A 22,432-nucleotide genomic window follows, 5' to 3' on the forward strand; every position below is an offset into this window, starting at 1 on the left:
GCCTTCTCCTAAAAGGGGTTGCGGTCGAGTTGTGAAGATGAAGTCATAGTCGTCCTTTCGGGCCAGCGGGTCGGCGGGCCGGCCCGTCGGCGGGTCTGTTATATCCCGTACGAGAAACCCAGGGAGAACGTCCGGCCCCGCTTGTACAGGCTTCGGATGAACTCCTCGTTGTTGAACGGATGCACCTTCTTGATGTCCGGATCCAGCAGGTTCTTGGCGGAGAACTTCAGCGTTACCCGGTCCCACAGCCTCTGCGATCCCGTGATGTCCAGCATGCCGGCGGGCTGCTCGAAGGCGTTGGGCGTCCCGCCCGTGCTCACTTCGGAAAGCCTTTCGCCGAAGATGTTGTAGTGGACGCTCACCAGGGTACCGATGTCCGTGTTGTCGTACATGGCGTCGATGTTGACTACGTAGGGAGACTGGCCCTGCAGCTTGCGGGTCTGCGCCGCACCGGGATCGAGCGCCCGGATGATGGCGAGTTCTGACGGCGCGATATCCACCTGGGACCTGATCAGGGACAGGTTGCCGCCGACCTGGAAGTTACCCAGGGACGGATGAAGCTGGTCGAGCTGCTTCCGGAATTCCAGTTCCAGCCCGGAGACGCGCGCCCTGTCGACATTCTGAAACTGGATTTCGCCGTTCGTCGTCACGATTGCGCGCTCGATCGGGTTCTCGAACTTCTTGTAGAAATAGCTGAGGGCATAGATCTCGCCGGGACGGTTGAACCACTCCCATCGGAAATCGTAATTGTCGATCAGCGTACGCTTCAATTCGCTGTTCCCCACGAAGATGTAATCGCCGACAAAGAGGAAAGAGGCGAATGGGGCCAGTTCGCGAAAGGAGGGCCGCGCCAGGGTCCGGCTGTAGGCGCCCCGGACATTCATGTTGTCCACGACCTGGTACACCGTGTTGATCGAGGGCAACCAATCCTTCTCGTCCAGCCTGCCGGGTGCAAGGGAGGTTTCATGGCTGGCCACGTCCAGCAGGGTGGACTCGTACCGGGCGCCGCCCGTGATCTTGAACCGCCTGGTGAGCGGCAGGTCCAGCATCAGGTAACCGGCCCGGATTTCCTGGTCGCCGTCGTAGTTGTTCTTCAGGTCCGTGTCCTCGGAAACGAAATTCCCGAACCGGGTAAACCCGGGCGTATCCTGAAGTTCGTCGGGAAGGATCCCGGTGCGTGCCGTGGAGAAGAAGACCACCGGGTCATTTCGGTACTGCAGGGCGTCCTGCCTGAAGGAAAAACGCCGCTCCCTGAAGGTGTGGTCCTTGTGCAGGTAGGCCCCGCCGAACTTCAGGCGAGCCGTCAGTCCGTCCCATGGCGTAAAGGGCAGCGTCATATCCAGCTTGAAGTCCCGGTTGGATTCTTCCAGGTTGCGGAAGTATCGGGTCGGCGCCGCGTAGTTGGACAGGGCGATCGTGTAGCTGTCGATATCCGGCGCACCTTCGCCGGCCGCATCGACCGTCTGGAATTCGTTGGTAAAGTACCGCAGGTCCGGCTCGTCCTGGTTCGACCTGATGAAGGCGCCGGTCCATTCGATTTCCATGTTGGATACGGACGGCATAACGTGCTTGCCGCGGAACTGCAGGGACCGCATCTCGCGCTCGATGAAGGACAGCACGCGGGTCTCGTACCGCACGTTTTCACCGGGCAGGGAAGAAGGCCAGGCGCCGGTCTGGAATCGGGACAGTTTTTCGCCGCTGCGGTTATAAAGTACATTGACGCCGATCTCGTGGGTGATGCTCGGTTGGTAGGTCGCGTTCACGAGGCCGCCCCAGAGCACTTCTTCGGACCCGCTCATGTCCGTCGCGAACCGCTCCCTGTTCAACCCTTCGGACTCCCGGGACACGCGCTTCCAGATCCCGGACGCGCCGTTGTCATACGCCGAGATGTTCCGATTGTAGCTCACGCTGCCCAGCATCCCGAACGGACGTTCCGCGATCTCGGTCTGGTTGCCGATCGAAAACGCGTAGCTCTGACCGAGTCCGCCTTCAATGGTGGTCGGCGTCATCGACTTGTCGGTAAACGACCTGGAATACAGATCCAGGAGTTGCGCGGCTTCCGGGTCCCGGAGTGCGCTGGTGATGCTGGGAATCTCCACGTCGGGATTCCGCAGGGGCAGGGGAATATCCCGGGTGCCGTCGTCGAAGCCCAGGAAATCGTATTCGCCGCCATCGTAGCTCAGCATGTCCTTGAAGGAAGACTGGGTGTTGTACTTCGTGGCCGTGGAGAAGGACATGGTGAAAGATTCGGGCAGGGACTTGGTCTTTACGTTGACGCTGCCGCCGGTGAAGTTGCCCGGCTTGTCCGGCGTGAAGGTCTTTTCCGTGGTGATGTTGTCCAGCAGGTTCGCCGCGAAGATATCCATCTGGACCGACTTGCTGTTGGGATCGGCGTTCGGCAGGGAGGTACCGTTCAGCTGGGCGGTACTGTACCGTTCGCCCAGTCCGCGAATATAGACGTACTTGCCGTCCACCACCGAAGCGCCGGTGACGCGGGTCATGGCCGCGGCCACGTCGCCCTGGGCGCCCCGGGAGATATCCTCGGCGCTGATGGCGTCGCTGATGGAAAGGGCGTTCTGGCGGCGCTTCAACAGTGACGCTTCCGTGTTTTCCAGGGACCGGGCCGTCACCTCCACCACGTCCGCCACGATGAGTTCCTGTTCGACGGTTATGTCTATTCTGCTCACCTGGCCCGGGTCGACCTGGATCTCGGTGACCCGCTTCCGCGCGTACCCGATCATGGATACCTGGACGGTGTGCAGTCCCGCGGGGACATTCCGGATCAGGAAGGCGCCTTCGAGATCGGCCATCGCGCCAAGCTCCAGGCCCACCACCACCACCGTGGCGCCGATGAGCGGATCGCCTGTCTCCGCATCCACGACCGTACCCGAAATGCGGCCCATGGACGCCTGTCCGCGGGCCTCCATCGCGGTGAACGCCAGGAGCGCGAGTGCGGCCGCGAATACCGCTGCCTGCATCCATGTGGTCCGCCAGGTTCCGTCGTATTTCGCGTCGAGGCTGTTCCCGAACCGGTATGTCTTCGCCATGTGCGGCATCTCCCCATGTTTACGTCGAATCAGTCCTTCTGCAGGTGCCTGGGATGCAAGCTTGAACCGAACACGGCATTATTATAACAAGGCTATTTGACGATTCTGTTACGAACAGCGTACAAGGCCATGACGATATGATTAAAGTTCGTTTTTCCTGCCGGAAGGGACCGGCGGGTCAAAGACGGCTTGACAAGAACGCCGTCCGGCCTGCTTTATGGATACTTGATCCGGCGGACGAGTCCGCAGACATCCGGAACGGCAGTCGCAGTGCGGAATCGCACGCGTCGGGCCCGCCACGCGGCGTGAATCCGCATATCCTCCAGGTGGCTGAAGTCATGTCTTCCCCGAATGGAAACAACACCCGAACCGCCACGGTTCGAACCATCGCTTCGAGGAGAGCGGGACGCCGTTTTACCCACAAACCCCGGCCTCCCGTCGCGCCGCTGGTGACGAACTACTGGCGCCCGGAACACTTCTTCAACCGGGAACTGAGCTGGATGGAGTTCAACGCGCGGGTGCTGGAAGAAGCGCTCGACCCGACGGTTCCCCTGCTGGAACGGGTGAAGTTTCTGGCCATTTTCAGCACCAACCTGGACGAGTTCTTCATGATCCGCGTCGCCGGCGTCAAGCGACAGATCGACGCGCAGGTCCAGTCCACGCGTACCGCCGACGGCCTGAGTCCCCGCGAGGTGATGACCGCGCTCTCGTCCCGGATGCACGAACTGGTCAACAAGCAGCACGGCCTGTTCATCAACGAGATCCGCCCGCAACTCACCGAGCAGGGCATCGACATCCTGGAGCCCGAGCAACTCAGCCCTTCGCAGAAGGCCTATCTGGACGAGTACTTCCGGAAGACCATCCTGCCGGTGGTGACCCCGCTGGCGGTGGACCCCGGCCATCCGTTTCCCTATCTGGCCAACGGCACACTCTGTCTCGTGGCCGAAATCCGCAAGATCCAGAAGTCCGTTTTCCCCCATACGGACCTCTCGGTCATCCATCTGCCGACCTCGGTCATGCCGCGGTTTCTCGAACTCCCGTCCGAGAACGGCCGGCAGGCGTTCTTCATGCTGGAGGACGTCATCCAGATGAACCTCGACCTGTTCTACAACGGTTACGAGGTGCTGAACTGCGCGTCGATCCGCGTGACGCGGGACGCCGACGTGGATTACGTGGAGGAGGGCGCGGAGGACCTGCTCAAGGTCATCGAGGAGGGTATACGCAACCGGCGCAACGGTGCCGCGGTACGGCTGCAGTACGACCCCGAGCTGTCTTCGCGCATCCTGGACGTCCTGGTGGATGAACTGGAACTGGAGCCGGAGGACCTCTACCCCACGGAAGGCTTCACCGCTTTTTCCGATCTCATCGAACTGTACGATGCCGTCGACCGGCCCGATCTCATGGACGAACCCTTCCCACCCCAGCCGGCGACGTCCTTCGAAGGCGCGCCTTCCATCTGGGAAGCCATCAAGAAGGACGACATCCTGCTGCACCACCCCTTTCATCAGTTCAACGCGGTGGTCCGGTTCGTCTCGGAAGCGGCGGAGGATCCCCAGGTTCTCGCCATCAAGATGACGCTGTACCGGGTCAGCGCCAATTCGCCCATCACCCGGGCGTTGACGCGGGCGGCGCAGAACGGCAAGGAAGTCTCGGTGCTGCTGGAGTTAAAGGCCCGGTTCGACGAGGCCGCGAATATCCAGTGGGCCAGGCAGCTGGAGGAGGCGGGGGCCCATGTCATCTACGGCATACCGGGTATCAAGGTCCACTGCAAGGCCTGCCTGGTCGTGCGCCGGGAGGGCGAGGGGATACACCGGTACTGTCACCTGGGTACGGGGAATTACAACGACAAGACGGCGCGCATCTACGCCGATTTCGGCCTGTTCACCGACAAGGAGGAGTTTGGCGAGGACGTAACGCAGCTCTTCAACCTGCTGACCGGCTATGCGCTGCCCTCGCGCTTTCACCATCTCATCCTTTCGCCCACGTCGATGCGGGAGGACATGGTGAAGCGGCTTCAGCGGGAGAGCGACCGGGCCCGCACCGGGCATCCGGCCCTGGTGATCGCGAAGATCAACTCCCTCGTCGACCCGGACATGATCGTGGCCCTGTACCAGGCTTCCCAGGCCGGCGTGCGGATACAACTGATCATCCGAGGCATATGCTGCCTGAGACCGGGCGTCCCGGGATTGAGCGAGAACATCAGCGTCATCAGCATCGTAGACCGGTTTCTCGAGCACGTCCGGCTGTTCTATTTCTACAACGACGGGAACCCGGAATACCTGTTTTCCAGCGCGGACTGGATGGACCGGAACCTCAACCGGCGGGTCGAGATATCGTTCCCGGTCATCGACAGGGCGCTCCAGGCGGAGTTGTGGGCGTATTTGAAGATCCAGTTGAAGGATAATGTGAAGGCGCGCGAATTGCAGTCGGACGGGACCTACCGATACGTGAAGAAGGCGGGAAGGCGATTCCAGTCGCAGCGGGAACTGTACGAACTGGCCTGCGAGACCGTTAGGATAAACGCGGACCGGAAGATGAAGCAGTCCGCGGCTTCACGGACTGCGCTGACCGCCCGGAACTGAGGAGATCGGGAGGAAACCGGTACCAGGAGCAACCGGTACCGGGGACAACCGGTACACAAAAAAAACAGGCGGACCAGGGAGGTCGTGAATTCCCCGGTCCGCCTGTGTGTTTTTACGTCGACTATCTCTCTGTTACCACCCGATACGGGCCTTCGTCCTTTTCAGAAGAATGGTAACGACGCCGGCGTACAGGACGGTGCTGACCGGATCAATGATCGCGTCAAGGGTCGCGCCGATGGCCGGTATGTTGCTAAGCACGTCCATGCCCGCTGCCGCACCGACGGCAATCGTAACCGCCAGGTAGCCCGTGGCGTCTTCCGCGTCGACCGAAAGGTGCGCGTGCAACAGGCCGAGGATGACCAGCAACAGCCCGACAACGGTACCGTCAAGCAGCATACCGCTGACCAGCCCCTCATGCAACGCCAGCAGCACCGCGAGTCCAACGACTATCCGGGATGCCATATATCTTACCTCCTAAGCACTTGAAAACGACTCGGTTCAGGGAAGGCCGGGTGAACCTTCGCGGCACGGAACGCCGCGGGTCCCCGGCACGGAAGGCCGCGGGTCGCGGCCGTCTATCCCTTGAGCCGGTTTAACGTACGCATGATCAGGATGGAAAACACGCTGGCGTACAGCGCTGAGCTGGCCGGATCCAGAATGCCGTCCAGGGACATTCCGATGACCGGTATGCCACTCAACACATCTGCGCCCGCAGCCGCGCCTACCGCGATAGTCACGACCAGGTAGTCCGTCGCGTCCTCAGCGTCTACTCCCATGAAGCCGTAGACGATACCCAGGAGCACAATCAGGATCATTATGGCCCCGCCATCATTCATCATGCCACCAGCCAACCCCTGGATGATCGCCAGAAGGGCGATCAAACCCACAATTACTCTGGTTGCCATATCTACCTCCTGGAGGAGAATGGTTTTGCCACCGGCCCGCACCAGCGCGTTACCGTGGCGGGAACTACGGCGAGACGAACTTGCGTCGCGTACGCACAGTAAGCCGCACCTGTAACTAACTTCCTTCGAAACGGTTCAGTCGGACGCGCGCGTCCGCGCATCGTGCGACTGCCTTCAGAAGCCTGGCCGGAGAACTGCGTATCGGGGTCGTGTTCCCGATGGATTTATTCTATTTTTTGGGTTATGTACCCAATAAATATCAGAAGGAAAGCACTGTCAAGGGTAAATGTTTGTTTTGATCCAAAAAACACAGGAATTACAGCGGATAAACACGACGGCCCGTCGATCGAGCGGACCATGGAACGAATGGTCCTGTCCGGCACATCCCGCCGGGTGCTTCGCGGAAGAAATGGTGCGGTCTAAGTGGTTCCGCCCGTTGAAGTTTCGCTGACCGATTCTCCCGGTGCCCGGGTGGGGCTTTCGGACGCTTCGGTCTCTTCGGACGGCTCGTCTTCGGACGGCTCGTCTTCGGACGGCTCGTCTTCGATCCACGCGGGAAGGGAGAGGTAGAAGGTCGCGCCTTCGCCGAGCCTGCTCTCGACCCACGCCCGGCCGTTAAGCAGTTCCATGGTGTGCCGGACGATCGCCAGGCCCAGGCCAGTTCCGCCAAGGGCCCTGGACCGCGCCCGGTCAACCCGGAAAAACCGTTCGAAGATCCTTGGAAGCGCCTCGGACGGAATACCCGGTCCGGTGTCGGCGACCGAAAGGACGATCTCGTCGCCCTGCTCCTCGGTGCCGATGGTGATCGATCCTCCATTCTCCGTGTATTTCACGGCGTTGTCCACCAGGTTGGACAGGGCCCGTTCCATGAGTTCGGGATCTCCGCGCACCGGTCTGTCCGTTTCGAACCGCAGGGAGAGCGTCAGCTGCTTGCGGTCGATCTGCTTCGCGAAGATCTCGGCGACCCGTTCAGAAACCCGGTCCAGGCGGCAGGACGTGAATTCGACCTCGTACCGGCCCGATTCTATGCTGGACAGTTGCAACAGGTCCTCGAGCAGCGCCTGCAGGCGGTCGGCATGGTGCTGGATGGACGTCATGAAGCGGTGGAGCGCGGCGGTATCCTCCATGGCGCCGTCCAGCAACGTCTCCACATAGCCCTTGATGGAGGTCAGCGGCGTCCTGAGTTCGTGCGACACGTTGGCCACGAAGTCCTTCCGGACCTGCTCCAGGCGGCGCAGTTCGGTCATGTCGTGGAACACGGCAACCACCCCGTGGAGCTGCTCCCCGATGCGTACGGGGGTCAGGTGCACCTGGAAGATGCGCTGGTTCCATTCCAGGGTCAGATCGAACACGGTATCCTCGTGCAGGGACGGCGCCGTATCGATCGCGGCGTCCACCACGCTCTGCAGGTCGTGGTTGCGCACGACCTCGATGGGACGCTTGTTCAGGCACCACGCGTCCACGTCCATCATGCGCTTGAACGCCGGATTGACCATCAGGATCCGCCCTTCCGCGGAGGTCACCAGTACGCCCTCCGCCATACCGGACAGCACCGCTTCGAGCTGGGCGTTCTCTTCCCTGATCTGCGAAAGCCTTTCCCTGGACTGCGCGGCCACCTCGTTCAGGGCGGCCGCCAGGGAGGACAGTTCGACGTGCGCCGGCGCGGAAGCGGTGACCTCGAGGTCTCCGGCAGCCTGCCGCCGGGCGACTTCCGTCATGCGTTCGATCGGGCGGGAGACCAGTCTCTCCGTGCCCCAGCTCAGCACGAAGCTTAAAAGGAGGCCGATGCCGAGGGCCGCAAGCACGATTTTCCATATGTGGGATTCGATCCACCGGAATTGCTGCAGCGGCAGCGCGACCCGCACGACGCCGCTGGCCTGTTCGGTCCGGAAGGGGACCGCCACGTAGGCCATGTCGGTTTCCAGCGTGTTACTGTAGCGAATGCTGTTACCGACTCCCGACGCGATGGCTTCGAGGATCTCCGGCCGGTCGCCGTGGTTCTCCATGAGGGGGATGGAAGAAAGGGGGATGGAAGAATCACCGGCCACGACGCCGTCGTCCCGCACCACGGTCACCCGGGCGCCGCACTGCTCGCCCAGGCGGTCCGCGATCGGATCGATCGTCTCTGGTGAAAGCGAAGGAAGGGGGGCGTTTTCCAGGTAGGACTGGATCAGGCGGGCGTCATTGAGCAACTGCTCGCGGGTATGGCTGCTGACATCCTCGCGGAGGGACGTGTTCAGATAGATGTACACGGCGCCCGCCACCACCAGGGTAAAGGCGACGTAGCCGATCAGGATCTTTGTCTGTAGCGAAAATCGCATGACCAGGCCTACCTGGCGAAGCGGTATCCGACCCCCCGCACCGTTTCCACCATGCCGGCGGCCTCGCCGAGTTTCTCGCGCAACCGCTTGATGTGTGCGTCCACGGTGCGTCCGTACCCCATGTAGTCATACCCCCAGACCACGTCGAGCAGCTCCTCCCGGGTCTGTACCCTGCCGCGCCGCTGAAAGAGAACGGCCAACAGCTTGAACTCGGTGGCGGTCAGGGACACCGTGCCGCCCGAAACGGACACGTGGTGGCCTTCCACGTCGATGACCAGGGGTCCCGCCCGGACGGGGCCCGGGGATGCCGGTTCGGACCGGCGGCGCAGGATGTTCCGGATGCGCAGGGCGATCTCCCGGGGACTGAAGGGTTTGACCACATAGTCGTCGGCCCCCAGTTCAAGACCGATGATCCGGTCGATTTCCTCGCTTTTCGCGGTCAGCATCAGGATGGGTATGGACCTCGTGCGTTCGTCCTGTTTCAGAATGCGGCATACGTCGGTGCCTTCGAGTCCGGGCAGCATGAGGTCGAGCACGATGAGATCAGGGGTCTCGTCGCGGGCTTTTTCGAGCGCGGCCGGGCCGTCCGCCGCCACGATGACATCGAAGCCGGATTTCTCCAGGTTGTACTGGATGATTTCCACGATATCGGGTTCGTCGTCTATGACCAATATCGTCTGGCGCATTCCCCTTCCTGTCGGTTTGGAGGGACCATCTCTCGTGCGTCACTCGGGTGGTACTTCTCGCGCACGGTTCAATGAAGCGCACACTCGGCGCGCGGCGTGTCTCGAGAACTCGCGCATGACGTGCGGACCGCACGCACGCAGGCGGCTCAATTCAGGTATCTGAAATATACCCGGCGCGAGGCCCGTTGAAAACACAAATCGGCGGCCGGGCCGGCGGCCAAGACGGTGTACGGCCGGCGGCCGAGACGGTGTACGGCCGGCGGCCGAGACGGTGTACGGGCCGGCGGGCGGACCGGCAATGGTGCCTACTTTGCCGAAGGGCACAGATCGCTCAGGACGCATTCGTCGCATTTCGGACGCCGGGCGACGCAGGTCTTCCTGCCGTGGGACGCCAGAAGGTGTCCCAGGCCGGTCCAGTCCGATTCCGGCACAAACTTCATCAGGTCGCGCTCGATCCGGTCGGGGTCGGCCTGTTTTGTGAACCCGAGGAGCCCGGACAAGCGTTTCACGTGGGTGTCCACGGCGATCCCCGGAATCCCGAAGGCGTTGCCGCGCACGACGTTGGCGGTCTTTCGTCCCACGCCGGCCAGATTCGTCAAGTCCTCCATGGCCGAAGGCACCTCGCCGCCGTGGTTATCGACCAACGACCGGCAGCATTTCCGGATATTGGCCGCCTTGTTGCGGTAGAAGCCCGTGGTGAAGATGTCCGCTTCCAATGCTTCGGGCGCGGCGTCCAGGTAGTGACTGGGGGACGGATACTTCCTGAAGAGGGATTCCGTGACCACGTTTACCTGCTTGTCCGTGCACTGCGCCGAGAGTATGGTCGCGACAAGCAGTTCAAAAGGCGTGGTGAAATTCAATGCCGGTCCCACGTCGGGGTAGGTCTTCTTCAGGCGGTCCAGGACCTCCGCCATGCGTTCACGCTGTGCTTTCATGGTCGGCATGTTCAGTATTTCCAGTTGGGACCGGGCACGTACGGGCGGACCAGGCGGGCCAGGCGGACCGGGCACGTGTGGGCGGACCAGGCGGGCCAGGCGGACCGAGCTCGTGCGGGCGGATCAGGCGGACCAGGCGGACCGCTTAATTCGCCGTCGTACTGAGACGCCCGGCCTTCAGCCCGATCAGCTCTTCCGCCGTCAGGCTGTTCAGGAGTCGATCGGGCGTCACGCCTCCCTTGCGGACCATGGAAAGTCCGTATTCCACGTAGTCCAGTTCGTCCACGTGATGGGCGTCGGGCCCGATACTGAAACGGGCGCCCCGGGTCATGCCGTAATCGAGATGTCGCCAGTCCAGGTCGAGACGGTGGGGATTCGCGTTGACTTCTACGGCGACGTTGTGGGCCACCGCTTCGTCGATGAGGCGGGCTACGTCCACGGGATAGCCGTCCCGGGCCAGCAACAGCCGGCCCGTGGGGTGTCCCAGAATGGTCGTGTGCGGATTCCGGATCGCCTTGACCATGCGTTCTGTCATATCCGCTTCGGACATGTTGAATATGGAGTGTACGGAAGCCACGACCAGGTCGAAGGTGGCCAGGACCTCGTCCGGGTAGTCCAGGCTCCCGTCGGGGAGGATGTCGGACTCTATACCCTTCAGGATGCGGAAGTCGTCGTACCGGGCGTTTAGCTCGTCGATTTCCTCCTGCTGCTCCATGACCCGTTCGATGCTCAGTCCCTGGGCATAGGCCGCGGTCCGGCTGTGGTCGCAAACCGCGATGTAGCCGTACCCCCGCGCACGGGCGCCCTCGGCCATTTCCCGGAGGCTGTGCATCCCGTCGCTGTAGGAAGTATGGTTGTGGATCACGCCGAGGATATCCGCCTTCGACGGCAGTTCCGGCAACCGGTTCTCCGCGGCCATGGCGACCTCTTCGCCCCCTTCCCGCAGTTCCGGGGGTACGAACTGAAGGCCGAGCAGGTCATAGATCACGGATTCGTCGGGACAGGGGATCACGGCGCGGTCGCGAATGACGTGCCGGTCGGTGATGGTGATCCCCCGGTCGTCGGCGTGCCGGGCGATCTTCGTTCGGTGGCCTTCGCTGCCCGTCCAGTGATACAGCGTGACGGCGAAGGTTTCGTCCGGAACGCAGTGGATCCGAACGGGCAGCCCGGATGGTCCGATGACGGTAACGTCACGGTCATCCTGCGCCTGTACCTCGCCGAAACGATGCAGGATGGGCTTGATCCCCTCCGGGTCGGGATGGCCCACGACGAGGTCGGTCTCACGGATGACTTCCATCCTGCGCCTGACGTCTCCGGCGACCTCGGCGCGCCAGACGTCTGGGTGGCGGAGCAGGTCGTCCGCCAGGGACTTCGCCTCCTTCAACGCCCGGTCCAGGAGATGGAACCCGCGCGACCGCTTGATCAGGTCGATCCCCTTGAGCACACGCTCCTGGGTCTTGGCACCGAACCCGTCCAGCTTGACGAGCCGGTTCTCCCGGCAGGCGTATTCCAGTTCCCCCACGGTATCGATGCCGAGATGGTCGTAGATCGTTCGGATCTTCCGCGCGCCGAGGCCCCTGATGGTGAGCATTTCCTGGAACCCGCCCGGCACCGTTTGAACGAGGGACTGATGATAGCTCGACTGCCCGTCACGGACGAGTTCGGTGATGTGGCGCACCATGGAGGCGCCCAGGCCGGGGACCTTGTCCAGCCGGTCTTCGATCACCATGTCCGCAACCGGTTCGGCGAGGGTCTCCACGCGGCGCGCGGCGTTTGCGTAGGCACGGGTCTTGAAGGTATTCTCGCCCTGCAGGATCAGAAGCGAACCGATCTGGCTGAGCACCTTGCCGATCTGTTTGTTGGTCATGACTGGATTCCATCCCGGTGCGTCTTATCGTCCCGGCATGTCGTGACGCACTGGCGCGTCTTGAGGTACCGGCGCGTCTTAGCGTCCCGGTGCGTCTTGACGTCCTGGCATGTCGTGACGCCCTGGCGCGTCGTGACGCCCTGGCGCGTCGTGACGCCCTGGCGCGCACACATCAGGTATTTTTCAGCGCGCGGAGCGGGCATGCTTTTGGCAAGATTCGACGAATTCCGGCAGCCTTTTCACGAATTCCGACCTGGGCACCGCCCGTTCGCAGCCCGCCTCCCGGGCACGAACGAAGGCTTCGGGCCGCGTATGCCGGCCGTAGGCCATCATGGGTACGTCCCTGGTCGCTTCTCCGGCCTTCAGATGGGAAATCAGGCCCACGGCGTCGGTACGCGAAAGATCGAGATCCACGATGATCGCGGTGGGTGGGCCGTCCTCGGATTCACCCGGGATTTCGTTCGCTTCCGCCACGAAGCGCGGCATGCCGCCCAACTGGCGGATAGTCTCTCCGATTTTGGCAGAGAAGAACAGGTCGTCCACCACAACGAGAATGGTATGTTCAGTCATCACGACTCCAGGCTCGCATCACGACTCCAGGCTCGCATCACGCTGGCTGATGGATTTTCGGCAGTTCGAATATAAAGTCGGGCGTCTACCGTAAACAAGGGTATTGTTTCGGTCCGGCGCGTGGTCCTCCGAGGACACGGTGGCGCTCGTTCGGACGAGTCTGCCGACGCCCTTCCGGACGTACCTGGTTTTTTATCGATCTAATTGTTGACACATACATCATCAAACTATATATTTATCCTAGTCTAAAAATAACGGCGCTTCGATTCGCGCAACGCCGTACCAGGATTTGGGGATATTCCCATGCCCACACCAGCTACCGAAGACTACCTCAAAGCCATCTACAAGCTGCAGGAAAATGCCGAAACCGCGTCGACCAATGCCGTCGCGGACCGGATGGGTGTATCGGCCGCCTCCGTCACCAACATGATGAAGCGGCTGTCGGAGTCGGGACTGGTCGAGCATCGGCCGTACCAGGCGATCAGGCTGACCGACGCGGGCAGGAAGATTGCCCTCGAAATCATCCGCCACCACCGGTTGCTTGAGGTGTACATGGCGGAAGCGCTCGGGTTCACGTGGGACCAGGTGGACGCGGAGGCGGAACGGCTCGAACACGTGATCTCCGAAGAGTTCGAGGACAAGATCGACGCCATGCTGGGATACCCGACGACGGATCCTCACGGTTCGCCGATTCCGACGAAGGACGGGGCCATAGCCACCACGAACCACAAGAAGTTGTCCGACATGGAAACCGGCCGAACCGTAGTCGTCCGCCGCGTGACCGACACGGATCCGGAGCTGCTCCGGTACCTGGCGAAACTCGGCCTGCGGCCGGAAAACACCGTGGAGGTGCTGAATAAGGAGCCCTTCGAAGGCCCCATGCTCCTGCGCGTCGCCGGGGAGGAACACCACGTCGGTCGCCAGGTCGCCCGTACCGTCCTGGTTGAAAGCCTGCCGGCCGGCGAAGGGATCGACAAGGGGCGGGCAGACCCATGACCGGTGTCATCGTGCTCATCGTAGCCGGCGCGCTCTTCGTGCCGCAGTACGGCCTGTTCTGGCGCATCCGGCGCCGGCGCTGGCTGCAGTCCCGCCAGGCCGTGGAGGACGCCCTCGCACATCTGCACCAGTTTCAGCATGACGGCCGCCCGGCATCCGTGGAGTCCCTTTCCAATACCCTGGGCACGTCGACGAAACACACGCTGGTCCTGGTCAACCGAATGGCGCAGCTGGACCTCGTGGTCGTGACGGGTCAGGGCATGCGGCTCACGGCGGCAGGCCATCGTTGGGCGCTCCAGATCGTACGGGCCCACCGGCTGTTCGAGCGGTATCTCGCCGATGAGACTTCGGTGCCCCGAGAAGAGATCCATGCCCGCGCCCACCGGCTGGAGCACACGGTGACCGAGGCGCAGGTCGACAAGATGGACGCCGACATGGGCCATCCCGCCTTCGATCCCCAGGGAGATCCGATCCCGAACGCCGCCGGCGACATGAAAGAGATCGAGAGCCAGAAACTCGTCGACTGGCCGGAGGGCGTCCCGGCTCTGATCGTGCATATCGAGGACGAACCGCCGGAAGTGTACGCCCAGATCATCGCCGAGGATCTCCATCCCGGAATGGTCATCACGATCATGGACATGTCGCCCGTGCGGGTAGTCATCGGCACGCCGGACGCCGAACATGTGCTTGCGCCGGTCGTCGCCGCGAACGTGTCCGTACGGGAGGCGCCCACCGATGACCTCGAACCGGCAGGCGTACCGCTCACCACGCTGGCGCACGGCGAGACGGGAAGGGTCGTCGGACTGGCGCCGGCCTGCCAGGGCCTGACCCGAAGGCGATTCCAGGACCTGGGCCTCACGCCCGGCGCACGCGTCGAGCGGGTCATGCAAAGCGCCTTCAGCGACCCCACGGCCTACCGGGTTCGGAATACGATGATCGCGCTGCGCCGTGAGCAGAGCGATCTGATCCGGATCGAAAGAGCACCGCAGAAGGAACAGGAGATCGACGCATGAGTACCGATGCCGCACCGCGCGGAACGTCCGCGCCGCAAGGATCGTCCGCGACACCCGGGACCCCCGAAATGACGGGATCGCAAGGAACTTCCGCGCCGCCCGGCCACGACTGCGTGTCGTGCGCGCTCCAGGAGAACCTGGTGCAGATGGGCGTTTCGCTGGACCGGTGGGACTATGTCATCGCCCTGGCGGGTAATCCGAATGTGGGTAAGAGCACGGTCTTCAACGCGCTGACCGGATTGAAGCAGCATACGGGGAACTGGCCCGGGAAGACGGTGAACCGGGCCGAGGGCGGCTTCGAGTTCAACGGCAGAAGGTACAAGATGATCGACCTGCCCGGCACGTATTCCCTGCTGTCGGCGTCCATCGACGAGGAGATCGCCCGGGACTTCATCCTCTTCGGCCGCCCCGACTGTACTTTGATCGTCGTCGACGCCACCATGCTCGAGCGCAATCTCAACCTCGTGCTGCAGGTGCTGGAGATCACGGAAAGAGCGGTAGTCTGCCTGAACCTGATGGACGAGGCCGAGCGCAAGGGAATCTCGGTGGATCACCGCTCGCTCTCCCGGGAACTGGGCGTGCCGGTCGTGCCCGTGTCTGCCCGGAAGAAGGAGGGACTGGGCCTTTTGATGCGCACGGTCGCCGACGTGATCGAGGGTACGATCAAGAACGCGCCGCGGCGCATAACGGGCAACGACGAACTCGACCGGACGGTGGATACGATCACGGGCATGCTTCAGGCATCCTACCCGGACCTGCCGAACCCCCGCTGGATCGCCTTCAGGCTGCTCGACGGCGACTACCGGGTGCGCAAGGCGCTGGAAACCGGAGAATTCAGCCGGATGGGCGTCCAGGCCGACGTAATCGACGGAGGAAGTAATCGACGGAGCATGAACTCATGAGCGAGACTTCGACAAAACACACGGCCGGCGAGGACATTCTCGGCCGGGTCGAGGAGATGCAACGGGGCCTGGACGGATCTTACCGGGATGAAATCGTCGAGGCCATCTACCAGGATGCCGAGGCCATCACCCGGAAGGTGGTCCGCACCGACGAAACGGCCTCCTATCCCTGGGACCAGAAGCTGGACCGCATCGTGACCTCGAGGATCTGGGGCCTGCCGTTCATGGCCCTGCTCCTGGGCGTCGTCTTCTGGATCACGATATCGGGGGCCAACGTGCCCTCCTCCATGCTGGCGGAAGGACTGTTCTGGCTGGGTGCGCGCGGCGTCGAGTTCTTCGAGTGGCTGGGCATGCCCTGGTGGGTCACCGGGTTCATCTGGCACGGCGTCTACCGGGGACTGGCCTGGGTGATCGCCGTCATGCTTCCGCCCATGGCGATCTTCTTTCCTATTTTTACCATACTGGAAGACCTGGGGTACCTTCCCCGCGTGGCCTTCAACGTCGACGCCCTGTTCAAGAAGGCGGGCGCCCACGGCAAGCAGGCGCTCACCATGAGCATGGGACTGGGCTGCAACGCGGCCGGGGTCGTGGCCTGCCGGGTCATCGATTCCCCCAGGGAGCGGCTGATCGCCATCCTCACCAACAACTTCATGCCCTGCAACGGGCGGTGGCCCACGCTGATCATACTGGCCACCCTCTTCGTGGCGGCGGCCTTCCCGCCGGCCTTCGCGGCCATGGCCGCGGCCGGCTCCCTGGTCCTCATCGTCCTGATCGGCGCCGCGACGACCCTGCTGGTGTCAGCCATACTGTCCCGGTCGTTCCTCCGGGGCGAAGCCAGCAGCTTCACGCTGGAGCTTCCGCCCTACCGGCGTCCCAGCATTCTGCGCGTGCTCTACACCTCGCTGATCGACCGGACGATCTTCGTACTGTGGCGTGCGGTGGTCATGGCCGTGCCGGCGGGCGGCGTGATCTGGCTGCTGAGCAACATCCACACCGGGGGTCAGAGCCTGACGGTCTGGGTCTCCCAGTGGCTGGAACCCGTGGGGCGGGCCATCGGTCTCGACGGCGTGATCCTGCTGGCCTACATCATCGCCATCCCCGCCAACGAAATCGTGGTCCCGACCATCATCATGGCCTATACCGGCGCGGGCATGATGATCGAACTGGACACGATGGCGGAGCTGCAGCATCTCCTGGTGAACCAGCAGGGGTGGACGCTCCTCACCGCCGTCTGCCTGATGCTCTTCTCCCTGCTGCACAACCCCTGTTCGACTACCATGTGGACGGTCTACCGGGAGACTCGGAGCGTGAAGTGGACCGTGGTGAGCGGTCTCATGCCCCTGGCCATCGCATTCCTCCTGCTCTTCATCGTCGCCCAGACCGCCTACTTCGTCATGGGGCTGGCGGGATGGTAAGCAGGTAGCCTTTCTCCTTCAACACCGCTACGATGCGTGAAACCGAATGGTCCACCGGGTCGGTCTCCGACGCGACCTTCACCGCCGGGTCAATGGGCCTTTCGTAGGGGTAGTCCACGCCGGCGAGGTTGCGCAGGAGACCCCGGTCCGATTTGGCGTAACAGCCCGTGGTATCGTGCTTCCGGCACCAGTCGAGCGATGCGTCGACGAAGACTTCCACGTACCTGTCGATCCCGATCCGCTCGGCCACCTGGCGGCGGCCATCCTCGCTCGGCGAAATGAAGGAGGCGACGACGATGAGGCCCGCGTCGTTGAGCACGCGGGCGCATTCGGCCACGCGCCGCAGGTTCTCGGCCTGGTCCGCCGCCGAGAAGCCCAGGTCCCGGCTGAGTCCGTTGCGGACGACCGAACTGTCCAGCACCACCACCGAGTACCCCTCCTCGTAAAGCGCCGCCTCGAGTCCGAAGGTGACGGCCGACTTGCCCGATCCCACCAATCCCGTGATCCAGATCGTGCAGGGCTTCTGTCCATACCGCACGATCCGCCGGTCCGGGTCCACCAGGCTGGTCCGCTTCGACGTGGTGGCCCGGGGTTCGGAACCGGCGTCCACGTCCATGGGCACGCGGTCTTCCGGCAGCCGGTCGATGATCATGCCCGCGGCCACGGTATTGTTCGTCAGGTAGTCCACCAGGATGAAACTCCCGGTCAGCCGGTTGTTCAGGTACGCGTCGTGGAAGAGAGGCCGGTTCGAGGTCAGGGCCACGCGGCCGATATCGTTCAGCGCAAGGCGGGAGACGTCGACTTTGTGCAGGGTATCGACGTCGATCCGGTAGTCGACGTGATCGATGCTCACGCGGGCGGTCTGCGTGGTCTGCTTGATCAGGTAGTGACGCGACGGATCCATGGGCGCCTCGCTCATCCAGACCATCATGGCTTCGAACCGCCGGTCCACGTGGGGCAGGTTCTTGGGATGGACGATCATGTCGCCCCGGCTTATGTCCACCTCGTCCTCCAGCTGCAGCGAAACGGACATGGGCGGATAGGCCTCTTCGAGGTCGCCATCGAAACTGGATACGGACTGCACCCGCGTCCGGTTCTGCCCGGGCAGAATCAGCACTTCATCCCCGGGCCGGACCACGCCGGACAGCACCGAACCCGCGTAGTACCGCGCATTCTGGTGGGGGCGGATGACGTACTGCACGGGAAAGCGCAGGTCCACCAGGTTGCGGTCGGTCAGGAACTGCACGTCCTCCAGGATATCCAGCACGGACTGCCCGTGGTACCACGGCATGCGGCCGCTCTTCTCCACCACGTTGTCGCCGTGGAGGGCACTCACCGGAACGATCCGGATATCGCTCACGTTTAACTTGGCGGCGTAGTCCAGGAAGGCGCGGCGGATGTCGTCGAAGACCGCTTCGCTGTAATCCACCATGTCCATCTTGTTTACGGCGACGACGAGGTGCTGGATACCGAGCAGGGACGTGATGAAAGCGTGACGGCGGGTCTGCGTCAGCACGCCGTGGCGCGCGTCGACGAGCACGATCGCCAGGTTGGCGCCGGACGCGCCGGTCGCCATGTTCCGGGTGTATTGTTCGTGGCCCGGGGTGTCGGCGATGATGAACTTCCGCTTCGGCGTCGAGAAATAGCGGTAGGCCACGTCGATGGTGATGCCCTGCTCCCGCTCGGCTTTGAGGCCGTCCAGCAGCAGGGCCAGGTCGGGCGCTTCGTCTTTGCGGGCCAGTTGCTTGAGCGAAGCGAGGTGGTCCTCGTAGATGTTCTTCGAGTCGGCCAGGAGCCGGCCGATCAGCGTGGACTTGCCGTCATCCACGCTGCCCGCCGTACTGAAGCGCAGCAGTTCCTTCTCTTCATTCTGTCTTAAAAACGTCCGGATGTCGGTCATTTCAGTTTGCACTGCCGGTCGCATGGGCGGACCACCGCTTCGGTGGCCGGACCACCGTTTCGGTGGCCGGACCGGCTGTCAGAAATAGCCCTCCCGCTTCTTCAGTTCCATTGACCCTTCCTGGTCGTGATCGATGATGCGGGTGGAACGTTCCGAGATGCGCTCCACCATCATTTCCTCGATGATCTCTTCGACAGAAGAAGCGGCGGATCTTACGGCGCCGGTGCAGGGCGAGCAGCCCAACGTGCGGAACCGGCAGACCATGGAGCGGGGGGTCTCACCAGGCAGCAGGCGGGCCTGGCCTTCAAGGGGGATCAGCTGCTCTCCCCGGACCACGACCTCGCGCTCCCGGGCGAAATAGAGGGGTACGACCGGGATGTCCTCCCGGTGGATGTACATCCAGACATCCAGTTCGGTCCAGTTGGAGAGGGGGAAGACCCGGATGGACTCCTCCTGGCCGATGCGGCAGTTGTAAAGGTTCCACAGTTCGGGCCGCTGGTTTTTCGGATCCCACTGGCCGAACCGGTCCCGGAAAGAGAAGAACCGTTCCTTAGCCCGTGATTTCTCCTCCTCGCGCCGGGCGCCGCCCAGCGCGGCGTCGAAGCGCCCTGCCTTCAGCCCGTCGAGCAGGGCCTGCGTCTTCAACAGGCCACAGCACCTTTGCGTGCCCAGGTCGTAGGGATTGGTACCCGCGGCGATTGCTTCCTCGTTGCGGTGGACGATCAGGTCCGCCTCGTATTCCTCGGCCATGCGCCTTCGGAAGTCATACATCTCCTCGAACTTGTACCCGGTGTCGACGTGCATGAGCGGGAAGGGCAGTTTCTGTGGATAGAAGGCCTTGCGCGCGAGGTGCAGCATGACCGAGGAATCCTTGCCGACGGAATACAACATGACGGGTCGCTCGAATTCCGCGGCGACCTCGCGCATGACGTGGATGCTCTCGGCTTCGAGCTGCATCAGGTGTGAGATGGAATATCGGGGCATGGACGATGCTACAGCAAGGGGGTGATGTGGTCTATGACCATCTTCTCGGATTCCGCGGCGGTCAGCCGCGAGGTGTCGATGCGCAATTCCGGTGCTTCCGGTGCTTCGTAGGGATCGTCCAGTCCGGTAAACCCGCTGATCTCGCCCCGCCTCGACCTGGCGTACAGTCCCTTTACGTCCCGGGCCTCGCATACTTCCAGGGGCGTAGATAGGTGCACTTCGATGAACCGCTCGCAACGTTGCCGTACTTCATCCCGGGCTTCCCGGTAAGGCGAAATGAGCGACACGATCGTACAGATGCCGTTTCGCTCGAGGACCGACGCCAGGTAACCCACACGGGCGATGTGGGCCATGCGTCCGGGTCTGTCGAACCCCGTATCGGGGAAAACGGCCCGGATTTCATCTCCGTCCAGGCGTTCCGCCTTGATCCTGCGCACCTGCAGTTGTCGGTGGACCCGGTCCGCGATCGTGCTCTTTCCCGATCCGGACAACCCGGTGAACCACAGGACAAAGGGCTTTTTCGCTTCGCGCGGCCTATCCCCCATGCCTCTTCTCCTGTGTTGCCCGTCCGCCTGGTCCGCCTGGTCCGCCTGGTCCGCCCGGGGCGACCGGTCCGTCCGGCCCGCCCGGGGCGCATACCATATAATGCAGCCGCGAACGAATTGCAACAGATATATGAAATGGGCCGCAAGGGTTTATCCTGCGGGCTGTCCAACGATGAAATGCCTTGACGGAAACAACCGATGTTCCGAGTTTCCCCTGTGTTCGACGTTCGTCCGGACAGGCGTGCAACAAGGATCGCCGCCACCGCCCGGCAGGAGGTTTTCTTGCGATCAGCCATGGCCATGCTCGTGTTCGCATTCGTGTCCGCGGCACTGGTATCGAGCTGCGCTTCGGCGCCGAAGCCGCAGCATCCGTCCCTTGATACCCCGGTACCCCTGCAGTGGACTGCCGCGCCGTCGGAAGGCGGCACGATCGATGCGCGCTGGTGGTCGGATTTCAGCGACGCCCGGCTGGACGGGCTCATCGACGAAGCCCTCTCCCGCAACTTCCAACTCCAGTCGGTCACCGGCCGAATGCAGGCCGCACGGGCCCAGGCACGCATCGTGGGCGCTCCCCTGCTGCCCCAGGTCAGCCTGGATTTCAACCGTACCAGGACACGGCGGAACTTCATCGGATTCCCGATTCCCGGCGGGAACGGCGGTGTGCTGAAGACGACGTCGACGAACTACGGCGTGTCGACGAACATCAACTGGGAGATCGATCTGTGGGGCCGGCTGAGCGATGACAAGGCGGCCGCGCTGGCGGATCTGCAGGGATCACAGGCAGACCTCTACGGCATCCGTTCCTCCGTGGCCGGCCAGACCGCCAAGGCGTGGTTCGCCGCCATAGAAGCCCGCCGCCAACTCGAGCTGGCCCGGGCGACGAGAGACAATTTCAGCGAAGTGAACGAACGGATCGAGAACCGGTACGCCCGCGGACTCAGACCCGCTCTCGACCTCCGCCTTTCACTGGCCAACGTGGCCGCGGCCGAGGCCGTCGTCCTCCAGCGGATGCAGGCATACGACGGCGTCGTCCGGCAGCTCGAGATTCTGCTCGGCAGGTATCCCTCGGCCGAACTCGCCATCACTTCAGACCTTCCCCCCGTACCCTCGACCGTGCCGGCCGGACTGCCCGCCGATCTCATCGCGCGCCGGCCGGACCTGATGCTGGCCGAGCGGCAGCTCGCCGCGGCCGGCGCCCGTATCGGCGTCGCGAAGAAGGCGCGGTACCCGGCCATTCGCCTTACCAGTTCGGGCGGGACGTCCACGGCCGCGCTGACCGACCTCCTCGATGGCGATTTCATCGTCTGGAGCCTCGTGTCCAGCCTGCTGCAACCCCTGTTCCAGGGCGGAAGGCTCAGTGCGGGCGTGGACCTGGCCGAGGCCAACAGGGACCAGGTCCTGGCGAACTTCGCGGACCGGGCCCTGCGCGCCTACGGGGAGGTGGAAACCGCCCTGGCGGCGGACGGGCTCCTCAGGCGGCGCGAAGCCGCGCTTCTGGAGGCCACGACGCAGGCCGCGGCCGCCCGCGAACTGGCGGAATCGCGATATCACGGCGGACTGAGCGATGTGATCACCATGCTGGACGCCCAGCGGCGCGCCTTCGATTCCGAGGGACAGTACCTGGCCGTGCGGCGCCAACGGCTGGACGCCCGGGTGGACCTCTACCTGGCGCTGGGCGGCGGATTCGAAGGTATGTTACCGGAAACCGGTGAACCAGGAGATCTACGAGCCATCGGGGAACCAGGAGATGTACAGGAGTAGAAA

General features: G+C 63.1%; 17 protein-coding genes. 6 read left to right on the forward strand and 11 right to left on the reverse strand.

All coding sequences use genetic code 11. The annotated features are described in order from the left end of the window. Positions 1 to 98: 98 nt before the first annotated feature. Entirely contained in the window at positions 99 to 3,047 is a 2,949-nt protein-coding gene (locus OXH56_03825) for a TonB-dependent receptor (protein ID MCY3554432.1), read from the reverse strand. 338 nt (positions 3,048 to 3,385) lie between these two features. Between OXH56_03825 and ppk1 the strand changes: the two genes are divergently transcribed. After that, a complete protein-coding gene (gene ppk1, locus OXH56_03830) occupies positions 3,386 to 5,629 on the forward strand; it encodes a polyphosphate kinase 1 (protein ID MCY3554433.1) in 2,244 nt (747 codons plus the stop codon). Positions 5,630 to 5,761: 132 nt separating this feature from the next. Here ppk1 and OXH56_03835 read toward each other — a convergent pair whose 3' ends face one another. From OXH56_03835 to OXH56_03865, 7 genes are all read right to left on the reverse strand, one after another. Continuing rightward, positions 5,762 to 6,091, reverse strand: coding sequence for a hypothetical protein (locus OXH56_03835; GenBank protein ID MCY3554434.1), 330 nt, complete (start codon positions 6,089 to 6,091; stop codon positions 5,762 to 5,764). 113 nt (positions 6,092 to 6,204) lie between these two features. Further along, entirely contained in the window at positions 6,205 to 6,534 is a 330-nt protein-coding gene (locus tag OXH56_03840) for a hypothetical protein (GenBank protein ID MCY3554435.1), read from the reverse strand. Between the two features lie 419 nt (positions 6,535 to 6,953). Next, positions 6,954 to 8,855 (reverse strand): ATP-binding protein, encoded by a 1,902-nt coding sequence (locus OXH56_03845; GenBank protein MCY3554436.1) that lies wholly within the window; start codon positions 8,853 to 8,855, stop codon positions 6,954 to 6,956. Between the two features lie 8 nt (positions 8,856 to 8,863). Next, complete coding sequence (locus tag OXH56_03850; GenBank protein MCY3554437.1) at positions 8,864 to 9,541, reverse strand: response regulator; 678 nt, start codon at positions 9,539 to 9,541, stop codon at positions 8,864 to 8,866. Between the two features lie 305 nt (positions 9,542 to 9,846). Further along, entirely contained in the window at positions 9,847 to 10,485 is a 639-nt protein-coding gene (gene nth, locus OXH56_03855; GenBank protein ID MCY3554438.1) for an endonuclease III, read from the reverse strand. Between the two features lie 136 nt (positions 10,486 to 10,621). Continuing rightward, entirely contained in the window at positions 10,622 to 12,343 is a 1,722-nt protein-coding gene (gene polX / locus OXH56_03860) for a DNA polymerase/3'-5' exonuclease PolX (GenBank protein ID MCY3554439.1), read from the reverse strand. A 183-nt stretch (positions 12,344 to 12,526) separates the two neighbouring features. Beyond that, a complete protein-coding gene (locus tag OXH56_03865; GenBank protein ID MCY3554440.1) occupies positions 12,527 to 12,913 on the reverse strand; it encodes a hypothetical protein in 387 nt (128 codons plus the stop codon). A 303-nt stretch (positions 12,914 to 13,216) separates the two neighbouring features. On the opposite strand from OXH56_03865, the gene OXH56_03870 reads away from it, so the two are divergent. The 4 genes from OXH56_03870 (at position 13,217) to OXH56_03885 (ending at position 17,239) form a co-directional block, all read left to right on the forward strand. Beyond that, a complete protein-coding gene (locus OXH56_03870) occupies positions 13,217 to 13,909 on the forward strand; it encodes a metal-dependent transcriptional regulator (GenBank protein MCY3554441.1) in 693 nt (230 codons plus the stop codon). Further along, positions 13,906 to 14,922: a metal-dependent transcriptional regulator gene (locus tag OXH56_03875; GenBank protein ID MCY3554442.1), complete on the forward strand. Its 1,017-nt coding sequence runs from the start codon at positions 13,906 to 13,908 to the stop codon at positions 14,920 to 14,922. The genes OXH56_03870 and OXH56_03875 overlap by 4 nt, the downstream gene beginning before the upstream one ends. Before the next feature lie 68 nt (positions 14,923 to 14,990). Further along, on the forward strand, positions 14,991 to 15,824 hold the full coding sequence (locus tag OXH56_03880; protein MCY3554443.1) for a 50S ribosome-binding GTPase: 834 nt from the start codon (positions 14,991 to 14,993) through the stop codon (positions 15,822 to 15,824). Continuing rightward, positions 15,821 to 17,239 (forward strand): ferrous iron transporter B, encoded by a 1,419-nt coding sequence (locus tag OXH56_03885; protein MCY3554444.1) that lies wholly within the window; start codon positions 15,821 to 15,823, stop codon positions 17,237 to 17,239. The genes OXH56_03880 and OXH56_03885 overlap by 4 nt, the downstream gene beginning before the upstream one ends. On the opposite strand, the gene cysN is transcribed toward OXH56_03885, so the two are convergent. From cysN to cysC, 3 genes are all read right to left on the reverse strand, one after another. Then, positions 17,217 to 19,139, reverse strand: a complete 1,923-nt coding sequence (cysN, locus tag OXH56_03890) for a sulfate adenylyltransferase subunit CysN (protein ID MCY3554445.1) — start codon at positions 19,137 to 19,139, stop codon at positions 17,217 to 17,219. The two genes, OXH56_03885 and cysN, sit on opposite strands and share 23 nt — an antisense overlap. 78 nt (positions 19,140 to 19,217) lie before the next feature. Beyond that, on the reverse strand, positions 19,218 to 20,123 hold the full coding sequence (gene cysD / locus OXH56_03895; GenBank protein MCY3554446.1) for a sulfate adenylyltransferase subunit CysD: 906 nt from the start codon (positions 20,121 to 20,123) through the stop codon (positions 19,218 to 19,220). A gap of 8 nt (positions 20,124 to 20,131) precedes the next feature. Next, on the reverse strand, positions 20,132 to 20,668 hold the full coding sequence (gene cysC, locus OXH56_03900) for an adenylyl-sulfate kinase (GenBank protein ID MCY3554447.1): 537 nt from the start codon (positions 20,666 to 20,668) through the stop codon (positions 20,132 to 20,134). Positions 20,669 to 20,950: 282 nt separating this feature from the next. Between cysC and OXH56_03905 the strand changes: the two genes are divergently transcribed. Then, complete coding sequence (locus OXH56_03905) at positions 20,951 to 22,429, forward strand: TolC family protein (GenBank protein ID MCY3554448.1); 1,479 nt, start codon at positions 20,951 to 20,953, stop codon at positions 22,427 to 22,429. Positions 22,430 to 22,432: the final 3 nt, after the last annotated feature.

The sequence above is a fragment of the Gemmatimonadota bacterium genome, from assembly GCA_026702745.1.
GTDB lineage: Bacteria > JAAXHH01 > JAAXHH01 > JAAXHH01 > JAAXHH01 > JAAXHH01.